Annotated in this window: 23 protein-coding genes; 18 read left to right on the top strand and 5 right to left on the bottom strand. The window is 65.6% G+C overall.

From position 1 onward, the window contains the following. Nucleotides 1–216: 216 nt before the first annotated feature. From galU to HTS88_RS17710, 5 genes are all read left to right on the top strand, one after another. Nucleotides 217–1104, top strand: a complete 888-nt coding sequence (gene galU / locus HTS88_RS17730) for a UTP--glucose-1-phosphate uridylyltransferase GalU (protein ID WP_174180686.1) — start codon at nucleotides 217–219, stop codon at nucleotides 1102–1104. Between the two features lie 169 nt (nucleotides 1105–1273). Beyond that, nucleotides 1274–2047 (top strand): response regulator transcription factor, encoded by a 774-nt coding sequence (locus tag HTS88_RS17725; RefSeq protein ID WP_174180684.1) that lies wholly within the window; start codon nucleotides 1274–1276, stop codon nucleotides 2045–2047. Nucleotides 2048–2251: 204 nt separating this feature from the next. After that, on the top strand, nucleotides 2252–3490 hold the full coding sequence (pdhA, locus tag HTS88_RS17720; RefSeq protein ID WP_174180682.1) for a pyruvate dehydrogenase (acetyl-transferring) E1 component subunit alpha: 1239 nt from the start codon (nucleotides 2252–2254) through the stop codon (nucleotides 3488–3490). Beyond that, complete coding sequence (locus HTS88_RS17715; protein ID WP_174180680.1) at nucleotides 3487–4599, top strand: transketolase C-terminal domain-containing protein; 1113 nt, start codon at nucleotides 3487–3489, stop codon at nucleotides 4597–4599. The genes pdhA and HTS88_RS17715 overlap by 4 nt, the downstream gene beginning before the upstream one ends. A 2-nt stretch (nucleotides 4600–4601) precedes the next feature. Continuing rightward, a complete protein-coding gene (locus HTS88_RS17710; protein ID WP_174180678.1) occupies nucleotides 4602–6134 on the top strand; it encodes a dihydrolipoamide acetyltransferase family protein in 1533 nt (510 codons plus the stop codon). A 399-nt stretch (nucleotides 6135–6533) separates the two neighbouring features. On the opposite strand, the gene HTS88_RS17705 is transcribed toward HTS88_RS17710, so the two are convergent. Continuing rightward, nucleotides 6534–6854, bottom strand: coding sequence for a type II toxin-antitoxin system RelE/ParE family toxin (locus HTS88_RS17705; protein ID WP_174180676.1), 321 nt, complete (start codon nucleotides 6852–6854; stop codon nucleotides 6534–6536). After that, the gene (locus HTS88_RS17700) at nucleotides 6851–7120 is read right to left on the bottom strand and encodes a ribbon-helix-helix domain-containing protein (RefSeq protein WP_174180673.1); all 270 of its coding nucleotides are present in this window, start codon (nucleotides 7118–7120) and stop codon (nucleotides 6851–6853) included. The genes HTS88_RS17705 and HTS88_RS17700 overlap by 4 nt, the downstream gene beginning before the upstream one ends. Before the next feature lie 447 nt (nucleotides 7121–7567). Between HTS88_RS17700 and HTS88_RS17695 the strand changes: the two genes are divergently transcribed. The 9 genes from HTS88_RS17695 (at nucleotide 7568) to HTS88_RS17655 (ending at nucleotide 17894) form a co-directional block, all read left to right on the top strand. Continuing rightward, nucleotides 7568–8851, top strand: a complete 1284-nt coding sequence (locus HTS88_RS17695; RefSeq protein ID WP_174180671.1) for an ABC transporter substrate-binding protein — start codon at nucleotides 7568–7570, stop codon at nucleotides 8849–8851. A 66-nt stretch (nucleotides 8852–8917) separates the two neighbouring features. Then, complete coding sequence (locus HTS88_RS17690; protein WP_174180669.1) at nucleotides 8918–9805, top strand: ABC transporter permease subunit; 888 nt, start codon at nucleotides 8918–8920, stop codon at nucleotides 9803–9805. After that, nucleotides 9805–10755, top strand: a complete 951-nt coding sequence (locus HTS88_RS17685; protein ID WP_174180667.1) for a carbohydrate ABC transporter permease — start codon at nucleotides 9805–9807, stop codon at nucleotides 10753–10755. Before HTS88_RS17690 ends, HTS88_RS17685 begins: the two co-directional genes overlap by 1 nt. Nucleotides 10756–10779: 24 nt before the next feature. Beyond that, on the top strand, nucleotides 10780–11832 hold the full coding sequence (locus HTS88_RS17680; RefSeq protein ID WP_174180665.1) for a LacI family DNA-binding transcriptional regulator: 1053 nt from the start codon (nucleotides 10780–10782) through the stop codon (nucleotides 11830–11832). Between the two features lie 38 nt (nucleotides 11833–11870). Further along, nucleotides 11871–13454, top strand: coding sequence for a glycoside hydrolase family 32 protein (locus HTS88_RS17675; protein WP_174180663.1), 1584 nt, complete (start codon nucleotides 11871–11873; stop codon nucleotides 13452–13454). Between the two features lie 27 nt (nucleotides 13455–13481). After that, nucleotides 13482–14432: a carbohydrate kinase family protein gene (locus tag HTS88_RS17670; RefSeq protein ID WP_174180661.1), complete on the top strand. Its 951-nt coding sequence runs from the start codon at nucleotides 13482–13484 to the stop codon at nucleotides 14430–14432. A 45-nt stretch (nucleotides 14433–14477) separates the two neighbouring features. Continuing rightward, the gene (locus tag HTS88_RS17665) at nucleotides 14478–15818 is read left to right on the top strand and encodes a NosD domain-containing protein (RefSeq protein WP_174180659.1); all 1341 of its coding nucleotides are present in this window, start codon (nucleotides 14478–14480) and stop codon (nucleotides 15816–15818) included. 66 nt (nucleotides 15819–15884) lie between these two features. Next, complete coding sequence (locus HTS88_RS17660; RefSeq protein WP_174180657.1) at nucleotides 15885–16928, top strand: LacI family DNA-binding transcriptional regulator; 1044 nt, start codon at nucleotides 15885–15887, stop codon at nucleotides 16926–16928. 150 nt (nucleotides 16929–17078) lie between these two features. Next, nucleotides 17079–17894 carry an MBL fold metallo-hydrolase gene (locus HTS88_RS17655; RefSeq protein WP_174180655.1) on the top strand — a complete coding sequence of 272 codons (816 nt, stop codon included), beginning with the start codon at nucleotides 17079–17081 and terminating at the stop codon, nucleotides 17892–17894. Nucleotides 17895–17908: 14 nt separating this feature from the next. Here HTS88_RS17655 and HTS88_RS17650 read toward each other — a convergent pair whose 3' ends face one another. Further along, complete coding sequence (locus HTS88_RS17650) at nucleotides 17909–18646, bottom strand: ANTAR domain-containing protein (RefSeq protein WP_174180653.1); 738 nt, start codon at nucleotides 18644–18646, stop codon at nucleotides 17909–17911. A gap of 147 nt (nucleotides 18647–18793) precedes the next feature. Here HTS88_RS17650 and HTS88_RS17645 point away from each other — a divergent pair, with 147 nt between their 5' ends. From HTS88_RS17645 to HTS88_RS17635, 3 genes are all read left to right on the top strand, one after another. Then, nucleotides 18794–18931, top strand: a complete 138-nt coding sequence (locus tag HTS88_RS17645; RefSeq protein WP_174180650.1) for a hypothetical protein — start codon at nucleotides 18794–18796, stop codon at nucleotides 18929–18931. Nucleotides 18932–19189: 258 nt separating this feature from the next. Next, nucleotides 19190–20134 carry an alkaline phosphatase family protein gene (locus tag HTS88_RS17640; protein ID WP_343045008.1) on the top strand — a complete coding sequence of 315 codons (945 nt, stop codon included), beginning with the start codon at nucleotides 19190–19192 and terminating at the stop codon, nucleotides 20132–20134. 153 nt (nucleotides 20135–20287) lie between these two features. Next, nucleotides 20288–21229 (top strand): lipid kinase, encoded by a 942-nt coding sequence (locus HTS88_RS17635; protein WP_425515567.1) that lies wholly within the window; start codon nucleotides 20288–20290, stop codon nucleotides 21227–21229. A gap of 63 nt (nucleotides 21230–21292) precedes the next feature. Here HTS88_RS17635 and HTS88_RS17630 read toward each other — a convergent pair whose 3' ends face one another. Both HTS88_RS17630 and HTS88_RS17625 read right to left on the bottom strand, forming a co-directional pair. Further along, a complete protein-coding gene (locus HTS88_RS17630) occupies nucleotides 21293–23341 on the bottom strand; it encodes a DUF8189 domain-containing protein (RefSeq protein WP_174180644.1) in 2049 nt (682 codons plus the stop codon). Further along, the gene (locus HTS88_RS17625; protein ID WP_174180642.1) at nucleotides 23334–23717 is read right to left on the bottom strand and encodes a hypothetical protein; all 384 of its coding nucleotides are present in this window, start codon (nucleotides 23715–23717) and stop codon (nucleotides 23334–23336) included. Before HTS88_RS17625 ends, HTS88_RS17630 begins: the two co-directional genes overlap by 8 nt. 388 nt (nucleotides 23718–24105) lie before the next feature. Here HTS88_RS17625 and HTS88_RS17620 point away from each other — a divergent pair, with 388 nt between their 5' ends. Then, nucleotides 24106–24588, top strand: coding sequence for a hypothetical protein (locus tag HTS88_RS17620; RefSeq protein WP_174180640.1), 483 nt, complete (start codon nucleotides 24106–24108; stop codon nucleotides 24586–24588). The last annotated feature ends 6 nt before the right edge of the window (nucleotides 24589–24594 follow it).

Raw genomic sequence — 24594 nt, 5'->3', positions numbered from 1 at the left:
CGTCACCGCACAGCTCCAAAGCTTGGAAGCGAGAAATGAGTTCAGTCGAAGCGGTGGTTATGCAGCCACTTGGGTGATCGATGTCTCAGTGAGCAGGTAATTCACCTGAAGTCGTTAGTTAGGTGAATGGAGAATGTTACTGATGTGAAAGTTGTCAGTTCCTGATAAACGACGTTCGATTTCCCATTTTGATGCCACCATTTGTAAGGTTCAGCTATGACGACGGGGAAAGCAATAACCAAAGCCGTCATTCCTGCTGCCGGATTGGGGACTCGCTTCCTGCCCGCCACCAAGGCAATGCCGAAGGAAATGTTGCCGGTGGTAGACCGGCCGGCCATCCAGTACGTGGTGGAGGAAGCCGTCAAGTCCGGCCTCACGGACCTGCTGACGGGGCGGAACAAGCGTTCCCTGGAGGACCACTTTGACCGGGAGCCGGGCCTGGAGCGTGCGCTGGAGCTCAAGGGGGACAAGGACAGGCTGGAGTCGGTGCAGTACGCCTCGGAGCTGGGTCCCATCCACTATGTCCGCCAGGGTGAGGCCAAGGGCCTGGGCCATGCGGTGCTGTGCGCGGCGCAGCACGTGGGGGATGAGCCGTTTGCTGTGCTGTTGGGTGATGACCTCATTGATGAGGCCGAGGACCTGTTGACCACCATGATGGAGGTGCAGCAGAAGACCGGCGGTTCGGTGATCGCCCTGATTGAGGTGGATCCGGCGCAGATCAGCGCGTACGGCTGCGCGGACATCACAGCGGTGGAGGGTGAGGACTATGTCCGGGTCAACAGCCTGGTGGAGAAGCCCGCGGTGGGGGATGCGCCGTCCAACCTGGCCGTGATCGGCCGGTACGTGCTGCACCCGGCCGTGTTCGGGATCCTGGAGGAGACCGAGCCGGGCCGTGGCAATGAGATCCAGCTGACCGATGCGCTGCAGACCCTGGCCGCCGGGGAAGGTGAAGGTTCCGGCGTATACGGTGTGGTGTTCAAGGGCCGCCGGTTCGATACCGGTGACAAGCTCAGCTACCTCAAGGCCGTTATCACCCTCGCGTCAGAGCGGGTGGAGTTCGGCGAGGACCTGAAGACCTGGATGAAGGGCTTCGTCAACAGCTGACGCCGACGAAACCCAGCCGTGACACGCACTGCGCCGAATGCACAACGAAAGAGTTCAAAGTGCAGCCCCGGATTACTGCTGACCTTGATGCGCGGGCGGCCCCGGCCGCCGGCAGCAGCAACTTCCATCCGGCTCTTTAACCTGGGGCTTCTCGACAGAGGGAGAAGTGATGGTGGAGCGCCGGGTGGCGGTGGTGATCGAGGACGATGGCGATATCCGTTTGGCGCTGGCTGAGGCTCTCCGGCGGTCCGGCTTCTCCGTTCACGCAGCCGCATCAGGCTCCGACGGTCTGGAGAGCGTGCGGGAGCATACCCCGGACATTGTGGTGATTGACAGCGGGCTGCGGGATTTCGATGGCTTTGAAGCGTCCCGGCGGATCAGGACCTTTAGCGACGCCTACGTCATGATCGTGAGCGCCCGGGTAGACGAAGCGGATGCGCTCATGGCATTTGAAGCAGGGGCCGATGACTATCTCACTAAACCTGTCCGCCCCAGGGAACTCCGGGCGCGCGCCAGGGCAATGTTCCGCCGGCCGAGAAGCCTCCGTTATGACGGCGCTGGGCATCACTACGGTCCTGCCCCGTTGGGGGCGGGCGACGCGACGACTTTGCCGGCGGACCGTTTCGACTTTGCCCACCGGGGGCTGAACCTGCATGAGGGTACCCGCCGCGTAGTGATTGATGGTGCCCCCGTCGCCCTGACCCGCAGTCAGTTCGACATCCTCCTGGTCCTTATGGAGAACGGACGGACGGTCCAGACCAAGGCTGATCTGGTGAGGCGGCTCCGGAATGAGCCCTACAGCACTGACTCCTTTGTCAGCGCGGGGGAAGAGCGTGCGGTGGAGGTTCAGCTCAGCAGTCTCCGCAAGCGGCTCGGGGACAGCTCAAGGCGGCCCCGGTGGGTCGAAACGGTGCACGGCGTCGGTTACCGCATGACCCCCTAGTTGTCGACGCAAAACGGTTCCCTCCCCGCATCCGCGGCCGCCAATTTGTCTACGCGCCCGGTCAGTAATCCAGCTCACACTTACAATTTGTCTCCCATAAATGCGGATATCCAGCAGCTTCTCCACGATTCCGTCAGGTGGTGGATACGAAACCGGCCACAGGACGATACTGGGAAGGAATAGTGGCAACAGAAGGACGGAACAATGACGATCTCCGCAGACCACACCGCGCACCCGGACACAACCGGCCAGGCTCCCGCCGAGGACGCCCTCTCCGAGGCCGCCAAGAAGTTCGGCATCACCGCCGAGGACTACATGCTCCCCGCCCGGCACCAGATCGAGATGGTGGACCCGGACGGCCGGCTTAAGCCTGAAGGTGAGCAGGGCACCGAACCCGGCCACGAATACCCCCTGCCCGGCGATGAGGAACTGCTGGCAGCGTACGAGCAGCTCGTCGTCGGACGCCGCGTCAATGACCAGAACTCCGCCCTGGTCCGGCAGGGCCGCATGGCCGTGTACCCCTCCAGCCACGGCCAGGAGGCCTGCCAGGTGGCCGCCGCCCTGTGCCTCTCCCAAGGCGACTGGATGTTCCCCACCTACCGCGACGCCGTCGCCGTGATGACCCGCGGCGTGGACCCCGTGCAGGTGATGACCATCTTCCGCGGCGACTGGCACGGCGGGTTCGATCCCCTCCAGCACAAGGTGGGCATCCAGTGCACCCCGCTCACCACCCAGCTGCTGCACGCCGTGGGCGTGGCCCACGCCGCCAAGCTCCGCGGCGAGGACACCGTTGTGCTGGCCATGTGCGGCGACGGTGCCACGTCCGAGGGCGACTTCCACGAGGCCCTGAACTTTGCCGCCGTCTTCCATTTGCCCGTCATCTTCTTCGTCCAGAACAACAAGTACGCCATCTCGGTGCCGCTGGCGCACCAGTCCGTGGCGCCGTCGCTCGCGCACAAGGCGGTGGGCTACGGCATGGCCGGCGAACGCGTGGACGGCAACGACGTCGTCGCCCTCCTCGCCGTCCTGGACCGGGCCGTGAAACTCGCCAGGGAAGGCTCCGGCCCCCTGCTGGTGGAGGCCAACACCTACCGCATGCAGGCCCACACCAATGCCGACGACGACACGCGCTACCGCCAGAACAGCGAGGTTGCCGAGTGGCGGGCCAAGGACCCCGTGAACAGGATGCGGACCTACCTGACGGACCGCGGCCTGCTGGACGACGACGGCGAGGCGCGGATCCGCGAGAAGGCGGAGGCGGTTGCCACGCAGCTGCGCGACGGGCTCAGCGAGGACGTGCCCGTGGAGCCGCAGGAACTCTTCCGCCACGTGTTCGAAAAGACCACGCCCCAGCTGAAGGAACAGTCCGCCCTGCTCGCCGACGAACTCGCCCGCGACGCAGCAGCATCCCAGAACCCCGCATCACAGGAGGCCGCCAAGTGAGCCCCACCATCACCACTTCCTCCGAGGCCAACGGCAACGTTTCTGCCGCCACCGCCCGGGCAGCCGCCTCCGCCGCAGCCACCGCGGAAGCCACCGGTCCGCAGCCGGTCACCATGGCCAAAGCCCTGAACACCGCGCTGGCCGACGCCATGCACGCCGACCCCTCCGTCCTGGTGTTCGGCGAGGACGTGGGCCAGCTCGGCGGCGTCTTCCGCATCACCGACGGGCTCACCGCCACGTTCGGCGAGCAGCGCTGCTTCGACACCCCGCTGGCCGAGTCCGGCATTGTGGGCATGGCCGTGGGCATGGCCATCAACGGCATGCGCCCGGTGATCGAGATGCAGTTCGACGCGTTCGCCTACCCGGCGTTCGAGCAGATCGTCAGCCACGTGGCCAAGATGCACAACCGCACCAAGGGCGCCGTGAAGCTGCCCATGGTGATCCGGGTTCCCTACGGCGGCGGCATCGGGGGAGTGGAGCACCACTGCGATTCCTCCGAGTCCTACTACGCCCACACCGCCGGCCTGAAGGTGTTCACCCCCGCCACCGTGGCGGACGGGTACCGGATGCTCCGCGAGGCCATCGACTCGGACGATCCCGTGATGTTCATGGAACCCAAGAAGCTCTACTGGTCCAAGGACCAGGTGGACCTTGCCGAGTTGCGGAATGCCCACTCAGCTGCTGCTTCGGCGGGGCAGTCCTCCGAGGGGCGTGCCGCCGTCGCCCGCCCCGGCACCGACGCCACGCTGATCGCCTACGGCCCGTCCGTCCCCACCGCGCTCGCCGCCGCCGAGGCCGCCGCGCTGGAGGGGCGCTCGCTGGAAGTCATCGACGTGCGCACCCTTGTGCCGTTCGACGACGCGACGGTGAGCGAGTCCGTGCGGAAGACCGGCCGGGCCGTGGTGATCGCCGAGGCCCACGGCTTCGCGTCCGTGTCCTCCGAGATTGTGGCCCGGGTCCAGGAGCGCTGCTTCCACCACCTGGCCGCCCCCATCCGCCGCGTCACCGGGTTCGACATCCCCTACCCGGCGCCCAAGCTTGAGAAGTACTACCTGCCCGGCGTGGACCGCATCCTCGACGCCGTTGACGACCTTCAGTGGGAGAACTGACCATGAGTGAAACACGCGTGTTTTTGTTGCCGGACCTGGGCGAAGGCCTCACCGAAGCCGAACTGGTGTCCTGGCACGTTGCCGTGGGGGACACGATCTCCGTGGACCAGCCCATCGCCGAGGTGGAGACCGCCAAGTCTACCGTGGAGGTGCCGTCCCCCTACGCCGGGATCGTGGCGGAGCTGCACGGGCAGCCGGGCGAGACGCTGGATGTGGGGAAGCCGCTGATTTCGGTGACGCCTGTTTCTGTTGGCGGGCCTGCCGCGGATGCTGCCGCCCCCGCTGAGCCGGAGACCGAGCCTGCCGAAACCGAACTGTGTGAAGCCTTGGACGAGCCCGCCGGCACCCCTGCCCAGGCCGAGGCGGAGGCGTACCGGGAAGAGGAGAAGGCCGGGTCCGGAAACGTGCTCATCGGGTACGGGACTCCGGGCGGCCACGGTGTTGCCCGGCGCACCCGGGCACGGAAGGCCTCGTCGGCTGGCTCCGTCAGCACCCTCCCGCTGGAGGACGGGGCGGCCGACGGCGGCGCGGCGGCGAGTGCCGACGTGGACCTTTCGCTCCTGCGCACCCGGGTCCCCGGCCGGCTCGGCGCTGTCATCTCACCGCTGGTCCGGCGCATGGCCCGCGAGCACGGCGTGGACCTCGGCGGGATCCCCGGTTCCGGCGAGGGCGGCCTGATCATGCGGCGCGACGTGGAAGCCGCCATCAGCACCCCGGCGGTGGAGGAACGCGCCGTTGCTGAGCCCCGGCCGGTTGCTGAGCCTGCCCCTGTGGCTGCCCCCGTCGAACCGCGTCAGTCCGAAACCCAGGGTGTGGATGCCCGCACCGGTCTGGCGATCGCTGCCCGGACCCCGGTCAAGGGCGTGCGGAAGGTTGTTGCCACCAACATGGCCCGCAGTCGCTCGGAGATCCCCGAGGCGACAGTCTGGGTGGATGTGGACGCCACCGGGCTGATGGAGTTGCGTGAAGGGCTCAAGTCCGGCAGTGACCAGGTGCCCGGCCTGCTCGCGTTCATCGCGCGTTTTGTCACAGCCGGGCTAAAAAAGTACCCGGAACTGAACACGCGCATCGAAACCGCGGAGGACGGTTCGCAGGAGATCGTCTCGTTTGATGGGGTCAACCTCGGCATCGCCGCCCAGACCGACCGCGGCCTGGTGGTCCCGTCCGTCCGCGCCGCCGAAAAGCTGACCGCCCGCGAACTGGACGCCGAGATCCGCCGGCTCACCGACGTCGCACGCCAGGGCAAGGCGACCCCCACGGAACTGGGCAGCGGCACGTTCACGCTCAATAACTATGGGGTGTTCGGCGTGGACGGGTCCGCGGCGATCATCAACCACCCCGAGGTGGCCATCCTGGGCGTGGGCCGGATCATCGACAAGCCCTGGGTGGTCAACGGAGAGCTGGCCGTCCGAAAGGTCACCGAGCTCACCCTGACCTTCGACCACCGCGTCTGCGACGGCGGCACCGCAGCAGGCTTCCTCCGCTTCGTAGCCGACGCAATAGAAAACCCCACCGCCCTACTCGCCGACCTCTAGCCACCCCATCCGACGCTCTCTCACTTAACGTCGGTTTTCCCGAAACCCTCTCTCACTCGATGTCGGTTTAGCTGGGACCCCGTAGCATTCGTTTTCGAGGCGCATACGTTTTACCGACGAGCAGAGACGGTGGCGCTACCCGCATATGGGCCGCGCCATCCATTTTGCGCGTCGAGGGCGAGCATGTGCGTCGCTCCTCATCTGGAGTTTTTGTCCAGATACGCAGGGTTGCAGGCTTAAGAAGTCGGCATATCTGGACAAAAACTCACGCTGGGAATTGGAAGGTGATTAGTACGACGGCGGCCGCGCGCCGCCGTCGTAAGCTGTCCTTCGCTGCCGGGAGTCCGCCCACAAAGCCCTGCAGCGCCCCGTCTATCACCCCCAGATGACGGCCTGACGTCAACGATCCAAGTGAGGGTCGCTAAGCAGCTGCTCGTGGTCGCGCCCACCGTAGAAGATGCCGACGATCGCCACGGTTTCATTCAAAATGGCATAGGCGATCACGACGCGCTTCCTGAAGCCGATCGTCCTCAGCCCAGGACGGAGGTCTTCCCTCGCCAAACCACGGTAAGGAAAATCGGCAAGACCTTCACAGAAGGCGACTACCGATTCAGTGAAGCCGGCCGCGGTGGCGGGAGACCCGGCATCGGCGATGAAATCGTAAAGCTCCTCAAGCTGTAGCAGTGCTTCCTGCCGGAATACAAGCCGGTAGTGATTCACTGATGCTTGTCATGCTTCGCCGAAAGCCGCGCACGCACTTCGTCGGCGCTCACCACAGCGGAGGGATCGGCCGCAAGTGCGTCATAAGCACTGACAACCTCCTCGCGAAGCCACGACTCAAGCACCTGGTCACGCGCGAACAACGTGCGCAAACCATCACGGATAACTTCGCTCTCACTTGCGTAGGCGCCCGAAGTAACGCGCTGACGCAAGGCGTCGGCCATCTCGTTGGGAAGGGTGATGCTTAGTTGCCGTGTTGTTCGCATGATCGCTCCAATTGGGTGAGTAGGACTAAATCCTACTCGTCTTTGCCGGGTGTGAGAAGGGAGCCCCCGGCTCCCTAAAGTGCCTCCTCAACCGCCCTCAAAGCGTCCATGACCGGGTGTAGGACCGTGACATTCGGCAGGCAGATGAACCTGGGTCCGCAGCGCTGGATGGTTCGCACATCCCCTGAGGATGCCCAGGGCGGAGGACGACCGGCCATCGCAGCAGGCCAGCCATTTGCCAAATTTGCCAAAACGATTCTTCAAGCTGGTCCGAGCCTGACGCTAATGCCGGTATACGCGAGCCGTCAAGAGTAAAAACACTTCAAAGTGACGCTTGACACGTGCATGACGGCGGATCTAACGTATGTGCCAAGTCGTTTTGGCAAAACGATTTTTCACCCTGATCAGTCTCATCCTTTCCGTTCGAGAGAAAGTGAGTCGACAGAGATGTCCACTCGTAAATACATCAGCAGGCTCGCCATCGGCGGCATCTGCACCGCCGTCGCACTGGCCGCCTCCGCGTGCGGCGCCGGAGGCCCCGCCGCCAGCACGTCAGGAACGGCCGGCACCAACACAGTCAACGTCCTGGTGGAGGCCGGCGGCCACGCCGAGCTGACCGGCGTTGCCGAACAGTGCAAGAAGGACGCCGGCGTAGACGTCAACTTCGTGGAACTGCCCTACGACGGCATGTTCAACCGGCTCTCCAGCGAATTCTCCTCCGGCGCCGTCTCCTTCGATGTCGCAGCGCTGGACTCCGTCTGGCTGCCCAGCTTCAAGGACGCCCTCCAGCCCATCGACGAAATTTTCACCGACGAGGCCAAGAAGGACATCTTCCCCTCCCTCGTCAAGGAAGCGAACGTGGACGGGCACTTCATCGGCCTGCCCGCGTGGACCAACGCCGAGATCATCCTCTACCGCAAAGACCTCTTCGAAGACGCCAAGAACAAGGCCGATTTCCAGGCCAAGTACGGCTATGAACTCGCTGCCCCCACCACCTGGAAGCAGTACCAGGACATCTCCGAGTTCTTCACCAGGGACGGCATGTACGGCACGGACGTCAAGGGCGGCGTGGAAACCGAATGGCTCGCCCACGTTCTGCAGGCCGGCGGGCCGATGATCCTGGACGAGAACAACAACGTTGTCATCGACAACGACGCCCACAAGGAAGCGCTGGACTTCTACGTCAGCCTCACCAAGTCCGCACCCGCCGGCGCGGCGCAGGTGGATTGGGCCGCAGCCCAGAATCTTTTCAACCAGGGCCAGACCGCCATGACCCGCTTCTGGGCCCACGCCTACCGGCAGATCCCCAAGGATTCACCCGTTGCCGGAAAGGTGGGAACCGCCCCCATGATCGCCGGTTCCGCCGGCATCGGCGGCGTCCCCGGCCCCTGGTACCTTACGGTTCCCAAGGCCACCAAGAACACGGAGGCCGCCAAGAAGTTCGTCCAGTGCGCCTATGACCACAACAGCATGGGCATCGAATCCAGCCTGGGCCTGGCCTCGCGGATCTCCGCCTTTGAGGAGTACCAGGACAAGGAAGGCTACGAAAGCTTCGGTCCGCTGATCGAGACCCTGAACGGCGAGGCCACCGCCACCCGCCCGGCCACGGAGAAGTGGCAGCAGATCGTGGACACCGTCCTGGTCCCGATGCTGCAGAAGGCCGTGGCCGGCGGTGACTCCGCAACGCTGCTCGCAGACGCCAAGAAGCAGATCGAGGACCTCCTCAAGTAAGACCCCCGCGGCCGGTACCTGAACCACCGGTGCCGGCCGCGGCCCCAACCAGCGGAAGAGAAAACCGTGCGCATTTCCGATCGCCGCTTCGCATTGTTCCTGATGACCCCAGCGGCGCTGTTCCTGGCAGTATTCGTGGCCTTCCCGCTGTTCCGCCTGGTGGCGGACAGCTTCTTCAAAATCTCCCCGATCGCCGGCGGCCCCCGCGACTTCGTGGGCCTGGACAACTACGTCCGGGCCTTCGCCTCCGAAGCCTTCACCGGCGCAGGATGGCGGACGCTGGCCTACACGCTGGTGGTGGTCACGCTCGAGTTCGCGCTTGGCCTGGGCATGGCCCTGCTGTTCACCATGCTTGGCCGCAGTTCCCAGATCTGGCGGACCGTGTTCATGTACCCGCTGATGATCGCCCCGATCGTGGCAGGCCTGTTGTGGAAGTTCCTGATGATCGACAACTTCGGCCTCATCGGGACCCTCCTGCACCAGGCAGGCATCCTGTCCAACCCCAACCAGATCGGGTGGCTCTCGGACCCGAATATCGTGCTGTACTCCGTCGCCATCCCTGACATCTGGCTGACCACCTCCTTTATGTGCCTGGTCCTCTTCGCCGGGCTGCAGAACATCCCGGGGGACCTGATCGAAGCTGCGCGTCTTGACGGCGCGCGCGCCCCGGCCATGCTGTTCCGCATCATCCTGCCGCTGCTCCGCCCCGTCATCGCCGTGGCCCTGGTAGTGCGGGGCATTGATGCCGCTCGGGCCTTCGACACCATCCTGATCCAAACCAACGGCGGCCCGCAGTCCGCCTCGGAAACCATGAGCCTGCTGATCTACCGCACCATGATCCGCTTCGGCGATCCCGGCCTGGCAAGCGCCATGGGCACCATCTACCTGCTGGCCATGCTCGCCGTCGCATTCTTTGCGGTGGCCACCATCTGGCGGCCAGGAAAGGACACCTGATGCGCGTCGCAGAAAAAACAACGCACGACGCCGGGACCTCCGCTACGGCGGCCGCGGCACCTTCCGCACGTCCCGCCGTCGTCCGTCCCCGCAGGCGCCGCGGCGTGAACCGGGAAGGCCTGGAAGCAGGTCGGCGCGGCACCCGGACCCTGCTGTGGATCCTCCTCGCCGCGGCGATGGTGCTCTACGGTTTCCCGTTCCTGTACCTGCTGTTCACGTCCTTCAAGACGCCGATCGACACCATCGCCGTGCCGCCCACCATCCTTCCCCGGGAATGGACGCTGGAGAATTACACCAACGCGCTGGGCCGCAACGGGGTCCTGGCCTCCTTCATCAACAGCATCCAGACGGCCATCATCAGCACCCTGCTTTCGCTGTTGCTGGCGGTACCGGCGGCTTACGGCATCACCCGGTACAAAACCCTCAGCGGCAGGATCTTCATCATGGCCGCCCTGGTAACCCGCATGGTGCCCCCGGTGGCGATCGGCATTCCGCTGGCCTCGATGATGGCATCCATGGGACTCTCGGACACGCCCATCGCGCTGTCCATTGCCCACACCACCATCTCGCTGCCGCTCTCCATCTGGCTGATGGCCAGCTTCTTCGAGGCGGTGCCCAAAGACCTGGAGGAGGCTGCCACCGTGGATGGCTGCAGCAGGCTCGGGGCCCTGTGGCGGGTGGTGATCCCGGTGGTGTCCGGCGGCATCGCGGTCACCGCGATCTTCGCCTTCCTGGCCTCCTGGAACGAATTCCTCTTCGCGCTCCTGATGACGGCCATCCGCTCCCAGACAACGCCCGTGGTGATCGCCAACTTCCAGACCCAGTTCGGCCTGGACTGGGGATCGATGACGGCTCTGGCAGCCGTGTACTCCATCCCGGTCATTCTTCTTACCCTGCTCCTGCAGCGCAAGATCGTGGCCGGCATGACGCTCGGCGCGGTCAAGGGCTGAACCACCAACAACAGAACGAAGAAGATGAGCAACAGGAACATCGGCATCAAGGACGTGGCTGTGGCCGCGGGCGTCTCAGTAACAACTGTGTCCCACGTCCTGAATGAGGTTGCCTACGCCCGGGTCAGTCCCGAAACCCGGGACAAGGTCCGGTCCGCTGCCGAGGAGCTGGGTTATGGCCCCAACCGCCTGGCCCAGGCCTTGCGTACGCAACGGACCGGGATGCTGGGGCTGGTGAGCGAGGATATCGCCACCACGCCACACGCGGGCCGGATCATCCTCGGCGCCGACGAGGCCGCCAAAGCCCGCGGCTACAACCTCATGATCATCAACACCTCCGGCTCGGCCAGCCTCGAATCCCGGCAGGCAGACATCGAGGCCCTCCTGGAACGACGGGTGGACGGCATCCTCTACGCCACCATGTACCACCGCAACGTGGAGCTGCCGGCCAACCTCGGCAGCGTGCCCTCGGTCCTTGTGGACTCGGTGGCCACTGGAGGAAAGATCACAGCTGTGATCCCGGACGAGGAAGGCGGCGCGCGGGCAGCCGTGGGCGCGCTCCTCGAAGCGGGCCACACCCGGGTGGGCTTCCTCAACAACACCGATGACGTCCCCGCGACCCGCCAGCGGCTCCACGCTTTCCGGGCGGCGCTGACGGAAGCGGGGCTCGATGGCGACGCGGCACCGGTCGAGTCCGAGGCCTCCGAGGTGGACGGCGGCTACGCGGCGGCCCTGCGGATCCTGTCGCCCAGGGACCGTGCCGCTATGCCGACGGCATTGTTCTGCTACAACGACCGGATGGCCATGGGTGCGTACCGTGCCGCTGCGGAGCTGGGGCTCAGCATCCCGGGCGACCTTTCCGTGGTGGGCTTCGATGACCAGGAACTGATTGCCGCCAACCTGAACCCGGGCCTCACCACCGTTGCCCTGCCCCACTACGAGATGGGTGCCTGGGCCACCGAGCACCTGATTGACGCCGTCGAGGGAAAGACCGATCTTGCCCTCATGGCACTGCACCCGACCATCCTGGGCTGCCCCCTGGTGCGCCGCGATTCCATCGCGGCTCCACGGCACTAGCCAGCCAGCCCCTCCACGTCCGAAAAGGAACGCCAGACATGTCCAGTTGCCTTGACGCAGCAATCCCGGAAACAACCCGGCACGCAACCTCCAGGTTCCGGCCAGCCATCCACTTCACGGCAAGGGATACCTGGCTCAACGACCCCAACGGCCTGGTTTACTACGGCGGCCTGTACCACCTCTTCTTCCAGAACAACCCGTACGGCAGCGTCTGGGGCAACATGTCCTGGGGCCACGCCACCTCCCGCGACCTGCTGCACTGGACGGAACACCCTGTTGCCATTGCCTGCGACGAGGAGGAGGACATCTTCTCGGGGAGCGTGGTGGTGGACCACGGCAACACCTCCGGTTTCGGCACTGCGGACCACCCCGCACTGGTAGCCATCTACACCAGCGCCTACAAAGCGGCGTCCGAACACCACGGCACGCAGGCCCAGTCCCTGGCCTACAGCACGGACGCAGGAATGACCTGGCGGAAATACGACGGGAACCCCGTTCTCAGCAGGAACTCCGCGCACTTCCGCGATCCCAAAGTCTTCCGGTACCAGGGGGAGCGGGGCGCCGGCTGGATCATGGTCGCCGTCGAGGCGCAGCACCAAAAGGTGGTCCTCTACCGTTCAGATGACCTCAAATCCTGGGAATTCCTGAGCGACTTCGGACCGGCCAACGCGGACCAGGGCGAGTGGGAGTGCCCGGACCTCTTTCCCCTGATGGTGGACGGGGACCCGGACAACACCAAATGGGTGCTGATCGTCAACGTCAACCCGGGAGCCGTGGCCGGCGGTTCCGGCGGCCAGTACTTCGTAGGGACGTTCGACGGCGTCCGCTTCGTCCCGGACGCCGGCTCACTGGCGGCGCCGGCGGGGGTCAGCGCCCTGGATGATCCTGCCGCAGCCGCTGCGGCGCTGCAGCAATGCCTGTGGCTGGACTGGGGACGCGACTGTTATGCCTCGGTGTCCTTCAGCGACGCCCCCGACGGCCGGCGCATCATCATCGGCTGGATGAACAACTGGGACTACGCCAACCAGCTGCCCACCGCCCCGTGGCGGTCCTCAATGACCCTTGCCCGCGAACTGCGCCTCACAGAAATCAACGGCTCCGCCCGCCTGATCCAGCAACCGGTCCTTCCCCCTGCCCGCGCGGAAGAAGCTGTCCACGCGGTCATCGGGCAGATGGACGCAGTCGCCTTTGATCTGAGGGATTCAGCCTTCCGGCTGCCTGATGCGGTACCCGGCAGCGCCCACATCATCGAGGCGGAGATACTGACCGGAAGCGCCAGCCACGTGGCTTTCCACCTGTTCGGGGACAGTGAGGGAAGCGCTGGGACCCTGCTGACCTACCACGCGGCGGCCAATCAGCTCGTCCTGGACCGCCGGCTGTCGGGCAACACGGGCTTCCACGAGAAGTTTCCCTCCGTGGAAGCCGCCCCGCTGGTCCTGGAGGACGGCGCACTAAAGCTGCAGATCGTCGTCGACCATTGCTCGGTGGAGGTGTTCGCGCAGGACGGCAAGGTGGTCCTGACCGACCTTGTTTTTCCTGAAGAGGGACATACCGGGAACCGGCTGACGGTCAGCGGCGGGCAGGCAACCATCCGGACACTCACCGTCACGGCACTCAACTAAGCGCACCCACTCAGAGGAAGGCCCAACATGCCAGCAGCCCAGCAAACCCGCCATGACACCACAGCGCCCTTTGAGGTGGTTGTTGTCGGTGAAGCCCTCGTGGACATCGTCGTCTCGCCCCAAGGCACCAGGGAGTACCCCGGCGGATCTCCGGCCAACGTTGCCTACGGGCTCGGACGGCTGGGAGTGGACACAGGACTGTTGACCTCGATCGGCGACGACCACTATGCGGCCCTCATCAGGCAGCACCTGGGGAACGCCGGGGTGGGCTTTCTGCCCGGTTCCCTCCGCCGGGGCGGAACAGCCACGGCAACTGCGGTCCTGGCTACCGACGGTTCGGCGCAGTACGACTTCGACGTGCAGTGGGACCTACCGCGGATCGCTCCGGCTGCCCTGCCCAAAATCCTGCACACCGGCTCGATAGCTACGTTCCTGGCACCGGGGGCAGCGGTGGTAAGGGAGCTCCTGGAACAATCACACCAGCGCTGCGTGGTCACCTACGATCCCAATATCCGTCCTTCACTGCTTGGCAGCCACCTCGAGGCAAAAACCATCTTTGAGGAACTGGTGCAATTTACGGAGGTGGTGAAACTCAGCGACGAGGACGCACGGTGGCTGTATCCGCGGCTCTCCCTGGAAGACACCGCGCAACGCATCCTCGGACTCGGGCCACGGCTGGTCGCCGTCACCAGGGGAGCGGAGGGATCCCTGCTCACAACCAGGGACGCACGCGTGGACGTCCCCTCGGTTCCGTCAGCCGTCGCGGATACCATCGGGGCAGGGGACTCGTATATGTCCGCGCTGATCTACGGGCTCCTCATGCGTGGCGCAGAAGGTCTGGCGCCGGCAGTACTCGAATCGCTGGGACGGATGGCAGCGAAAGCGGCGGCAATCACCGTACGCCGCCCGGGCGCCCAACCGCCAACATCAGAGGAACTCCAACGGGACCTCCCGGAGCACCAGCCGGTGGCCCCATAAACCCTGCTATCAGGCTGACGAACCACAACATCAAGGGAAGAAAGCATGTCAAGCAACAACTACTACGACGTGACAGCGTGGCCAATCGGCAACCCGTCCAAGGACATCGGCGAAGTCATCAACAGCATCATCGCCGACATCAAGGGCCGGCAGGCCGCCACCGATGTGGACGACGGCGGGAAGCCCGGCGCTGTGATCTACCTTCCGCCGGGGGACTACCACCTCCGCACGCAGGTGGTCATCGACGTCAGCTTCCTTCGGATCCAGGGCTCGGGGCACGGCTTCACGTCATCGAGCATCCGCTTCAATGTTCCCGAAGACGAATGGCCTGATCTGCATGAGCTGTGGCCCGGCGGGAGCCGCATTATTGTTGACCTTCCCGCCGGCGGGGACGGGGAGGAATCCACGGGAGCCGCGTTCCATGTTGAGCGGAGCGGGAGCCCGCGGATCAGCTCCGTGGAGTTCTCCAACTTCTGCATCGACGGGCTGCACTTCATCCCGGACGGCTCAGGAATGCCCGCGGAGAACACCTACGTCAACGGCAAAACCGGCATCTACGTCGCAAGCGCCAACGACTCGTTCCGCGTGAACGGCATGGGGTTCATTTACCTCGAAAACGCCCTCACCATCCACAACGCGGACGCACTGTCCATCCACGACAACTTCATCGCCGAATGCGGAAGCTGCATCGAGCTGCGCGGCTGGGGACAGGCGTCAAAGATCACCGACAACCTGATCGGTGCAGGCTTCAAGGGCCGCTCCATCTATGCCCAGAACCACGGCGGGCTGCTGATCACCGCGAACAACGTCTTTCCGCGAGGTGCGAGCAGCGTCCACTTTGACGGCGTCACGCGGTCAAGCGTCACCAACAACCGGCTGCATTCGTTCTACCCGGGGATGGTGGTCCTCGAGGGCAACAGTTCGGAAAACCTGGTGGCCACGAACCACTTCCTGCGGGACCACGAGCCGTGGACGCCCTTCCTGGGAGTGGACAACGGGTTGGACGATCTCGCCGGGCTTCTGAGCGTCAGCGGCAACAACAACTCAGTGGTGGGCAACCACTTCTCGCAGATCATCGACTCGCAGACCATCCGTCCGGCGGGTGCGAGGCCTGTCATCATCCGGTTGACGGCGGGTACCGGCAACTTCGTCTCCAACAACCACGTGGTGGCACTGGACGTGGATTCCACGTCCAGTGATTCCTGCTTCGAAGCCCAGGTGGACGCCCTGCTCGCCACCAAGGCTTCGGAGGGCCTCGCCGTTACCGCTGTGATGGTCGATCCGGGGTCAGCACGGAACACCATCCTTGATTCGGGAAGTGATGCCCAGGTTCTGGCAGACAGGGCAGTAAATGCCGTCAGGCCGACACCCACGGTAGGTTTCTAAATGGCAGCTGCGCCTGTGGCACGGTAAGCAAGCTGCCATCACCGGCCATGAGGACGTGGGAGACAGATGAGCAACAAGAACATCGGCATCAAGGACGTGGCGCAAGCGGCCGGGGTGTCCGTGACCACTGTCTCCCACGTCCTCAACAACGTCAGTTACGCCCGCGTCAGCCCCGAGACCAAGGAAAAGGTCAGGGCCGTCGCTGAAGAGCTGGGCTACGAACCCAACCGGCTGGCCCAGGCGCTACGGACGCAGCGGACGGGCATGCTGGGGCTGCTGAGCGAGGATATTGCCACCACACCGCATGCCGGCCGAATCATCCTGGGCGCCGATGAGGCCGCCAAGCGGCGCGGTTACAACCTCATGATCCTTAACACGTCCGCTTCCGCCAGCCTGGAATCCAGGACGGCCGACGTGGAGGCGCTGCTGGAGCGCAGGGTGGACGGCATCCTCTACGCCACCATGTATCACCGCAACGTGGAGCTGCCCCCAAACCTGGACAGCATCCCATCGGTCCTGGTGGACTCCGTGTCTGCCAGCGGAAATATCTGTGCGGTGATTCCGGACGAGGAAGGCGGCGCCCGGACGGCCGTAACTGCCCTGCTGGACGCAGGCCACCGGCGGATCGGCTTCCTGAACAACACCGACGACGTCCCGGCAACACGCCTGCGCCTCCAGGGCTTCCGGAGGACACTGGAGGGGGCAGGGCTCGACGGCGGCAACGCGCCGGTGGAGTCTGCGCCGTCCGAGGTGCACGGCGGCTATGAGGCGGCCCGCCGGATGCTCGGCCGCAGCGACAGGCCCACAGCCCTGTTCTGCTACAACGACCGGATGGCCATGGGTGCCTACCGTGCGGCCGCTGAGCTGGGGCTGGCCATCCCGACCGAGCTTTCCATCGTGGGGTTCGATGACCAGCAACTCATCGCCGCCAACCTCCACCCGGGCCTGACCACGGTGGCCCTTCCGCACTACGAGATGGGTGCCTGGGCAACGGACCAGCTCATCGACGCCATCGAGGGCAAGAACGATCTTGCCAGCATGGCGCTCCGCCCGACCGTGCTGGACTGCCCGTTGGTCATCCGCGATTCCATCGCAGCTCCCGGGGCCTAGCCTGAAAACCCACCTTGGGGGAGCGGGACGTAGGGAGACGACGGCGGCCGCGTCCCGCCGTCGTGCGTGGGGCCTCCCGGGAACTCCAAGCAGTGCTGGGTACAATCGACCACTAAACGAACACTGCTTTGCCGGAGGTACGGAGAAACAATGTCGGAATGGCTCGAAGTCGGCGCGGACAACTATGTGCTGGTCACCGAAGGATCGCTTCTGAACACGGGACTGGTGGTGGGGTCCGAGCGGGCCATGGTGATTGATACGGGCTGTGGCCCCCGGCAGGGACGGGAGATCCTGGATGCCGTTCGGGAAAAGACCCAACTGCCGCTCGTGGTGGTGAACACCCACGCCCATTACGACCACTTCTTCGGCAACGCGGTGTTCGCCGAAGCCGGGGTCACCGAGTTCTGGGCGCACCAGAACTGCGCCACCGAAATCGAGGAGCGCGGGGACCTGCAGCGCCGTTTCGTGGGGACCCTGGAACCGGAAATGTCCACCGGCGAGGGCCAGAACGTGGAACTCGTGGTCCCCAACGCCATCGTCAAGGACCAGCCGGTGCTGGTGGACCTGGGCGGGCTGACCGCCACCCTGTTCTACCTGGGCCGCGGCCACACCGACGGCGACCTGGTGGTGGGCACCCCCACCACCCTGTTCGTGGGCGACCTCGTGGAGCAGGGTGCCCACCCGTCCTTCGAGGACTCCTACCCTGAAGAGTGGGCGGATGCCCTGCGGCACATCTCAGCGCTGCGCCACCGCTACGAGTTCCTGATTCCCGGGCATGGCAAGCCCTGCAGCGACCAGTTCGTCAAGACCATGGCCAACACTCTGAGCACTGCGGTCCGCCAGGCGCGCCAGTCCATCCGGGACACCCCGGATGACGCCACTAAGGCCATCCCCGTCCTGCCGTACGGGCCGGAACAGTCCCGCTGGTTCATCAAACGCCTGCAGGAAACCCGCCGGGAGCAGTAGTACGGGAGCCGGACTCAGTCGTCGAAGTGCGTGCGCACGTCCCGGCTCCCTGAGACGCCCGCCACCACTTCTTCGGCAACCGCAGCCAGTTTCTGGTTGCGGTTGCTGGAAACCGCCATCAGGATCTTCATGGCCTCATCCTGCGTGCACCGGTTTTGTCCCATGATGATGCCCGCGGCCAGGTCGATGATGGTCCGCTTCTCCATGGCAGCCCGCAAGTCTTTGGTGAGTTCATCCTTGGCTGCAATCCTGACCGCCAGGGCCATCGCCTGGCCCGCCGATTCGGCGAAGGCTGTGGCCCTGGCGATCATCGGCTCCGTGAGCGGACCGGCGGGGGAGGCAAAGAGATTCAGCGCCGCTGCCGCGTTTTCTCCCGGATCAAGCGGAACACCGAGGCAACTGCCGCATCCGGCCGCGGCCAGCGCCTCGCTGTACTTGGGCCAGCGGGAATCGGTAGAGACGTCCGCCAGCAGCACCGGCCTGCCGGTCTTCAGGGCCTCGGTACACGGCCCGCCGCCAACAGCCTGCTCAATCTCGTCCAGGCGCACAGCAACCTCGCTGCTGCCGGCGATCGTGACCGGACGCTTTTGCCGCCGCAACGTGACGGCACACTCAACTTTTGCCCCCGCCGTTTCCGTCATCACCTCGGACGCGAGGGCAGTCAAACGGTTGAGGAAACTCCTGAGGTCCTCAAACGTGGCCAGGAGGCCCTGGAGCTGATCGTAATCGCTCTGAACTTGATTGAAGGCCATGGGAACACCATAGGAAGCTGGCCCCCTGGAAGCAATGAGTGCTGCTGCGCTGGATAGGGCGCGTACGCGGCGCCCCAGTGGTGGGGATTAGTAAAACGAGTAGCGATTACTCGGGCCCCAGCACCCGCGGTTGCCTAGGTTCGATGCATGGCAGAAGTTATCAATCGCAAGCACGGTCGCCGCAGGATGGCCAAGGAGCCCAAGCGGGGCATCCAGCCGTACGTGATCGTCAACCTTGTCCTGGCGGTCGGCCTCGTCATCGCCGCCTTCGCCCTGGCCCGGTAGGCGGAGCGGGGCTTTGTGCCCATCCTTTGGCCGCGCCGGAGTGGCAGGATAACCCCAGGTGGATGGTACTGCGGCCGTCCTTCCGGGAGGCAGGACTTGATGGCGGCTGACAATCCCCGGAAATCGTCCGGCACACGCCGGCGTGGGTCAATCGCGCTGGCCTGCATCGCGGCAGCTGTCCTTGCCGGGTGCCAAACCGCGCCAAGCCCGGCGCCTGGTCCACCGTCCTCCGGGGGCGCGGACGGAAAACTGGGCCACGTGTTTGTGATCAACCTCGAGAACAAGTCGTACGACAAGGTGTGGGGCCCGGATTCGCCGGCCCCGTACCTCGCCAAGACCCTGCGGGAACAGGGCGTGCTGCTGACGGAGTACTATGCGATCGGCCATTCATCGCTGCCCAACTACATCGCGCAGCTCTCCGGGCAGGGCCCCAACCCGGCGACCAGCAGCGACTGCCACACCTACGAGGCCTTCACCGCCGCCGGGACGGCCGCCCCGGGCCAGGTGCAGGGCAGCGGCTGCGTCTACCCCGATTCGGTCCCCACCCTGGCCGGCCAGCTCAGCCAGGCAGGCAAGTCCTGGAAGGGCTACATGGAGGACATGGGAACACCGTGCCGCCACCCGGAGATCGGCGCGAAGGACCCCAACCAGAACGCCAGCGCCGAGACCCAGTACGCCACCCGGCACAATCCGTTTGTGTACTTCACCTCCATCACGTCCTCGCCCGAATGCCAGGAGAACGTGGTGGATTTCAGCAACCTGGCCGCTGACCTCACCTCCCTGGACACCACGCCCAACCTGTCCTACATCAGCCCCAACCTGTGCAACGACGGCCACGACGACCCCTGCCACGACGGCTCCAAGGGCGGCCTGCCCAGGGCCGACGCGTGGCTCAAGAAGCACGTCCCGGACATCCTGGCCTCCGCCGCGTTCCAGAAGGACGGGGTCCTGGTCATCACCTTCGACGAGGCCAAAGGCAAGGAAAGCGCCGCCTCCTCCCTGCCCGGAGGGGCCGGCGGCGGCCGCGTGGGTGCGCTGGTCCTGTCCCCGCAGGTCAAAGCCGGCACAACGTCACAGCGGGCCTACAACCACTACAGCCTGCTGGGCAGCATCGAGGACATCTTCGGCCTGCCCCACCTCGGCTACGCCGCCGCCCCGGGCCTGAACCGCTTCAGCAGCGACGTCTACACCAACCGCTCCTGACCGCCGCGGCACCAAGCATGCGCTGCACCCACCTGGCCAGTACGACGGCGGCCGCGCACCACCGTCGTACGCCTCCCGTCCCGCACGGCGCACCTTCCCGCCCCGCCCGTGCTGGGGGACCACTCAGGGCTTTCCCAGCCCGCCCGGCCTAGGATGTTCCCCATGATGCTTGCCCAAGAGGCGAAGTCCGCTGCCGTGGTGATCAACGCCGGGGCGCGCCTGGGATCGGCGGGGCCGGCGCCGGCGGTGGACATGCTCCGTAGTGCGGGCCTGCCCATCTCAGCTGTCCACCAGGTCCTGTCCGGCACCGAGCTGGCCGGAACCCTGGACCGGGTGGTTGCCGAGGGGCACGACCTCGTGGTCGTTGGCGGCGGTGACGGGACGGTGTCCTTCGCCGCCGGCCGGCTCGCCGGGACGGGGATTGTGCTGGGAGTCCTGCCGCTGGGGACGGCCAACGACCTTGCCCGCACCCTGGAAATCCCGGCCGATCTGCCCGGGGCGTGCGCTGCCCTGGCAGGCGGGAAGGTGGTGGACATCGACATGGGGCGGGTGAACGGCCACCCGTTCCTGAACGTTGCCTCCGTGGGCCTCTCGGTGGGTGTCACCGAAACCCTCAGCCCCCGCCTCAAGCGGTACCTCGGCCCGGTGGCCTACGGTGTTGCCGCCGTCCGCGCCTACGCCCGGCACCAGCCGTTCCGGGCCCGCCTCGAGTTCCCGGACGGGGACCATGAAACGCTGGAGATGGAGAACCTGCTGCAGGTGGCGGTTGGCAACGGCCGGCACTACGGCGGCGGCAACGCGGTCTCGCCCACGGCCGGCATCGACGACCACCTCCTGGACGTCTACGCCATCCCGGGGGCGCCGCTCCGGGAGCACATCAGGATTGCCCGGATGCTCAAGAGCGGCAGCTTCGTGGAGCGCGACGGCGTGCACCACCTGACCTGCCAGCGCGTCCGCCTGGTCACCGAGCCGCTGATGCCGGTGAACCTCGACGGCGAAATCGCCACCGCCACGCCCGCCGACTTCACCATCGAGCGCAACGCCGTGCACGTGGTGGTGCCGCAGGAAAGCACCAGCGCGCGGTTCGACGGGTAGTTCCCCTGGTGACGTACGACGGCGGGGGCGCGCCGTCGTCGTAGGCTTCAGTTGAGCAGCAGGTCAGGCGCCCATGCTTCCCGCCGGCATCTTCCCCTGCTCCTTGACGGTGCCGCCGCGGCCGCCCGCCGGCTCCTTTGTGCCGCCGTCCATGCTCCCGCCCGGCATGCCCGCGGGCTGCTGATGGCCGTTGGTGGTGACGCTCTCCTCCATGGTGCCGGCCGGCATCTCCACCGATTGTTCCAGGGCGCCGGCCGTGTCCCCGCCGCCCTCCCCGGTCATGGTGGCGGCGCCGGACGCCCCGGTGGACTCCTCGGTTAGGAACGGCCTGGTCTGCCACTTGTGCCAGAGGGCGTTGTCCGTGCCGCGGACGAAAACCTCCAGCCGGCCGTCGGCGTTGGTGCCCACAGCGATGTTGGACGTGAGGATGCCGCCCAGGGAGCGCCAGTCGGACCAGCCGCTGTTCGGTGCCGTCTGCCATTTGTGCCAGAGCGCGTTGTCGGTTCCGCGGACAAAGACCTCCAGGCGGCCGCTCGCGTTCCTGCCCGCGGCGATGTCCGACGTCAGCAGGCCGCCCCGGGAGCGCCAGTCGGACCAGCCGCTGTTCGGTGCCGTCTGCCATTTGTGCCAGAGGGCGTTGTCCGTGCCGCGGACAAAGACCTCCAGGCGGCCGTCGGCGTTGCTGGCGGCGGTGATGTTGGAGGTGAGAATGCCGCCGAGCGAGCGCCAGTCTGACCAGTTGCCGTTGGGTGCTGTCTGCCATTTGTGCCAGAGGGCGTTGTCCGTGCCCCGGGCGAAGATCTCCAGCCGGCCGTCCGCGTTCCTGCCCACCGCAATCTCTGAGGTGATCACCCCGCCCAGGGAGCGCCAGCCGGCCCAGTTGCCGTTCGGGGCGGTCTGCCAGCGGTGCCACACGGCGCCGTCGTTGCCGCGGGCGAAGACTTCAAGCCGTCCGTCCGCATTGCGCCCCACCGCCGCGGGTCCCGTGATGCCGCCGCCCAGGGAGTTCCAGCCGGCCCAGTTGCCGTTGGGGGTGGTTTGCCATTTGTGCCAGAGGGCGTTGTCCGTGCCCCGGGCGAAGATCTCCAGCCGGCCGTCCTGGTTGTTGGCTGCGGCTATCTCGGAGGTGATCACCCCGCCCAGGGAGTTCCAGCCGGACCAGTCGCCGCTGGGGGTGGTCTGCCAGCGGTGCCACACGGCGCCGTCGGTTCCCCGGGCGAAGGCCTCCATCCGGCCGTCCTTGTTGTTGGCCACGGTCACGTCCGAGGTAATGATGCCGCCCAGGGAGTTCCAGCCGGACCAGGCGGCAGGGGCAGCCGGGTACAGGGCCCGGAAACCGTCAATGTCGTCCTGGGTGAGGGCACGCTTGGTGAAGTTGGCGGAGACGGTGGGGGCCATCACGGCGTTCGCCACGCTGGTATGCGCGAGCCCCACAATGTGGCCGAACTCGTGAAGTGCCACCGTCTCGATATCGAAAGCGCTGGCCACGGCGCCGACGCTCCACACATGCTCGCTGTCATCGAAGTGGACCGGTTTGGGCAGCGTGGTGGTGATGACGCTGCAGCCCGGCGGGAAGTCGGCGTGGGCCAGGACGCCGCCCACCATGGAGTGGTCCGGGTCCGCAGCCGGCCGCCACCCGATGCGGATATCCGGGCTGGAGCCCACGGCCACCTCGGTGAACGTCAGCCCGCCCACGGCCCGCCAGGTCTGGAGGGCGCGCCGGATGGCGTCGAACTCGGCGTTCCCGGCGACGTCGTCCGTGCCGGTGTCGAACGCGTACGTCAGGGTCCGGTCCGCCCACGCACACGTGGTGGAAAAGGCGAGTTCGCCCGGCCGCACATCGGGAAGCCCGCAGCGCGGCCGCATCATGGCTTCGCGGGTGGCGTCGTCGAAAACGCCCGTGACCGGCAGGTGGAAGAACTCCTGGAAACTCCGCAGGGCCCCCTCGGTGGGGTGGTCCAGGACTCCGGGTTCCCTGGGCGTGGCCGGGCCCAGGTAGCCGAACCGCTCGAGGTAGGCCTGCACCTTGCTGAAGCCGGCATGGCGCTCGCCGGGGGCCGTGTTTTCGACGGCGGCGAGGTACGGGGCCCCGCGGTACTGCTCTTCAGGCATTGGATTCTCCTTGATCTGTTCTGATGCTTCGCAGGATCTGCAGGGCGACGTCCCGTTGGGCGCCGGCGGGCAGATGGACGACGGCGGTGGCGCGGCCGGGAATGGTGGCGGCAACCGTGCGGGTGCCGCCCTCCTCGAACACGACGAAGTCAGCGATGAGGCTGCCCACGGCTTCCCGCCAGTGTTCGTAGCCCGGCTTGGCTGCATAGCGGGTAAGGGGGTCGGCGAAGAGGCTCGCATCAACGGTCAGGCGGATGCCGGCACCCTCCAGGACAGCGGCGCTGCCTTCGATGCCGTGCTCAGGCGAGGGGGCCAGCGCGCTGGGAACGTCCAGCGCCAGGTCCGCCACCCGGAGGGAACTCCACCCCTGTTCCATTACCCCGTCCTCACATGCGAGGGAACACAGAATCGAGTTGACCAGACGCGCGTTACTGCGCCGTTACTGCTTATCGGAGGCAGCACACTCACTTAATGTGCGGGCCCCCTACTTCACAATTTGTGCTTCCCAGGCGCGAAATTGGGGGACTAGTATCCTCCCATCCGGTGATCGCAAACTAGCCGATACGGAAGCCGAACTTACTGCCAAGTGAGAAATGATGCGGGAGAAACGGGCGCTTGACGGCCCGGCCCGCAGTCCGTCCGCCGATTTACCTAACGCGGTAATGATGCCGACTGCTGAACATTCAATGCCGAGTATTTAGCAAGTTCCACAGCGCGCAGGCCCATTGACTATTTGTGCCCCTGCGCGCCCACATCAGTCTCTGATGAAGAAACTGATGGTCTTGTGCGCCCTGTTTTTGGCCTTCTTCGCCAGCGCCACACCCGCGATTGCTGCTCCACCCAGCGAGGATGTCCTCCTGGATATAACGTTCAAGCCGAAGCAGCTCTGCAGCTACCCGGTACAGCTTGTGGTCACTGGTAAATCAAAACTCATTGAGCTTCCCGGCGACCGGGTGTTTATTGCCTCTCCTGGCCAGGAAGTAACCATTACCAACCTCAAGACGGGGGAGGAAGCAACCTTCCTCATTACGGGCAGCACCCATGCCGAACTGCAGGCTGATGGCACCACGGAAGTAAAGGTGACCGGACTGAATGTTGTGCTCAATGCACGGGAAGCAAAATCAGAGAAACCGGGAATCTTCCTGCTCGAAGGCAACTTCACCTTTGCCCTCAAAGAAGATGGATCTGAAGAGAGGGTGTTCAGCGGAACCGGAGAGGTAACGGACATCTGCGCCCTGCTCGCCTAAAAAGCG

The organism is Pseudarthrobacter oxydans, assembly GCF_013314975.1.
In the GTDB taxonomy this organism is placed as follows: Bacteria; Actinomycetota; Actinomycetes; order Actinomycetales; family Micrococcaceae; genus Arthrobacter; species Arthrobacter oxydans.
The sequence above is the reverse complement of the archived record's forward strand: the minus strand, read 5'-3'. Positions and strand labels throughout refer to the sequence as shown.

Bases quoted from the DNA above. Each gene is read 5' to 3' on its own strand.
- galU (WP_174180686.1), top strand. From the start codon at position 217: ATGACGACGGGGAAAGCAATAACCAAAGCCGTCATTCCTGCTGCCGGA.
- HTS88_RS17725 (WP_174180684.1), top strand. From the start codon at position 1,274: ATGGTGGAGCGCCGGGTGGCGGTGGTGATCGAGGACGATGGCGATATC.
- pdhA (WP_174180682.1), top strand. From the start codon at position 2,252: ATGACGATCTCCGCAGACCACACCGCGCACCCGGACACAACCGGCCAG.
- HTS88_RS17710 (WP_174180678.1), top strand. From the start codon at position 4,602: ATGAGTGAAACACGCGTGTTTTTGTTGCCGGACCTGGGCGAAGGCCTC.
- HTS88_RS17700 (WP_174180673.1), bottom strand. From the start codon at position 7,120: ATGCGAACAACACGGCAACTAAGCATCACCCTTCCCAACGAGATGGCC.
- HTS88_RS17695 (WP_174180671.1), top strand. From the start codon at position 7,568: ATGTCCACTCGTAAATACATCAGCAGGCTCGCCATCGGCGGCATCTGC.
- HTS88_RS17685 (WP_174180667.1), top strand. From the start codon at position 9,805: ATGCGCGTCGCAGAAAAAACAACGCACGACGCCGGGACCTCCGCTACG.
- HTS88_RS17680 (WP_174180665.1), top strand. From the start codon at position 10,780: ATGAGCAACAGGAACATCGGCATCAAGGACGTGGCTGTGGCCGCGGGC.
- HTS88_RS17675 (WP_174180663.1), top strand. From the start codon at position 11,871: ATGTCCAGTTGCCTTGACGCAGCAATCCCGGAAACAACCCGGCACGCA.
- HTS88_RS17670 (WP_174180661.1), top strand. From the start codon at position 13,482: ATGCCAGCAGCCCAGCAAACCCGCCATGACACCACAGCGCCCTTTGAG.
- HTS88_RS17665 (WP_174180659.1), top strand. From the start codon at position 14,478: ATGTCAAGCAACAACTACTACGACGTGACAGCGTGGCCAATCGGCAAC.
- HTS88_RS17660 (WP_174180657.1), top strand. From the start codon at position 15,885: ATGAGCAACAAGAACATCGGCATCAAGGACGTGGCGCAAGCGGCCGGG.
- HTS88_RS17655 (WP_174180655.1), top strand. From the start codon at position 17,079: ATGTCGGAATGGCTCGAAGTCGGCGCGGACAACTATGTGCTGGTCACC.
- HTS88_RS17650 (WP_174180653.1), bottom strand. From the start codon at position 18,646: ATGGCCTTCAATCAAGTTCAGAGCGATTACGATCAGCTCCAGGGCCTC.
- HTS88_RS17645 (WP_174180650.1), top strand. From the start codon at position 18,794: ATGGCAGAAGTTATCAATCGCAAGCACGGTCGCCGCAGGATGGCCAAG.
- HTS88_RS17635 (WP_425515567.1), top strand. From the start codon at position 20,288: ATGTTCCCCATGATGCTTGCCCAAGAGGCGAAGTCCGCTGCCGTGGTG.
- HTS88_RS17630 (WP_174180644.1), bottom strand. From the start codon at position 23,341: ATGCCTGAAGAGCAGTACCGCGGGGCCCCGTACCTCGCCGCCGTCGAA.
- HTS88_RS17625 (WP_174180642.1), bottom strand. From the start codon at position 23,717: ATGGAACAGGGGTGGAGTTCCCTCCGGGTGGCGGACCTGGCGCTGGAC.
- HTS88_RS17620 (WP_174180640.1), top strand. From the start codon at position 24,106: ATGAAGAAACTGATGGTCTTGTGCGCCCTGTTTTTGGCCTTCTTCGCC.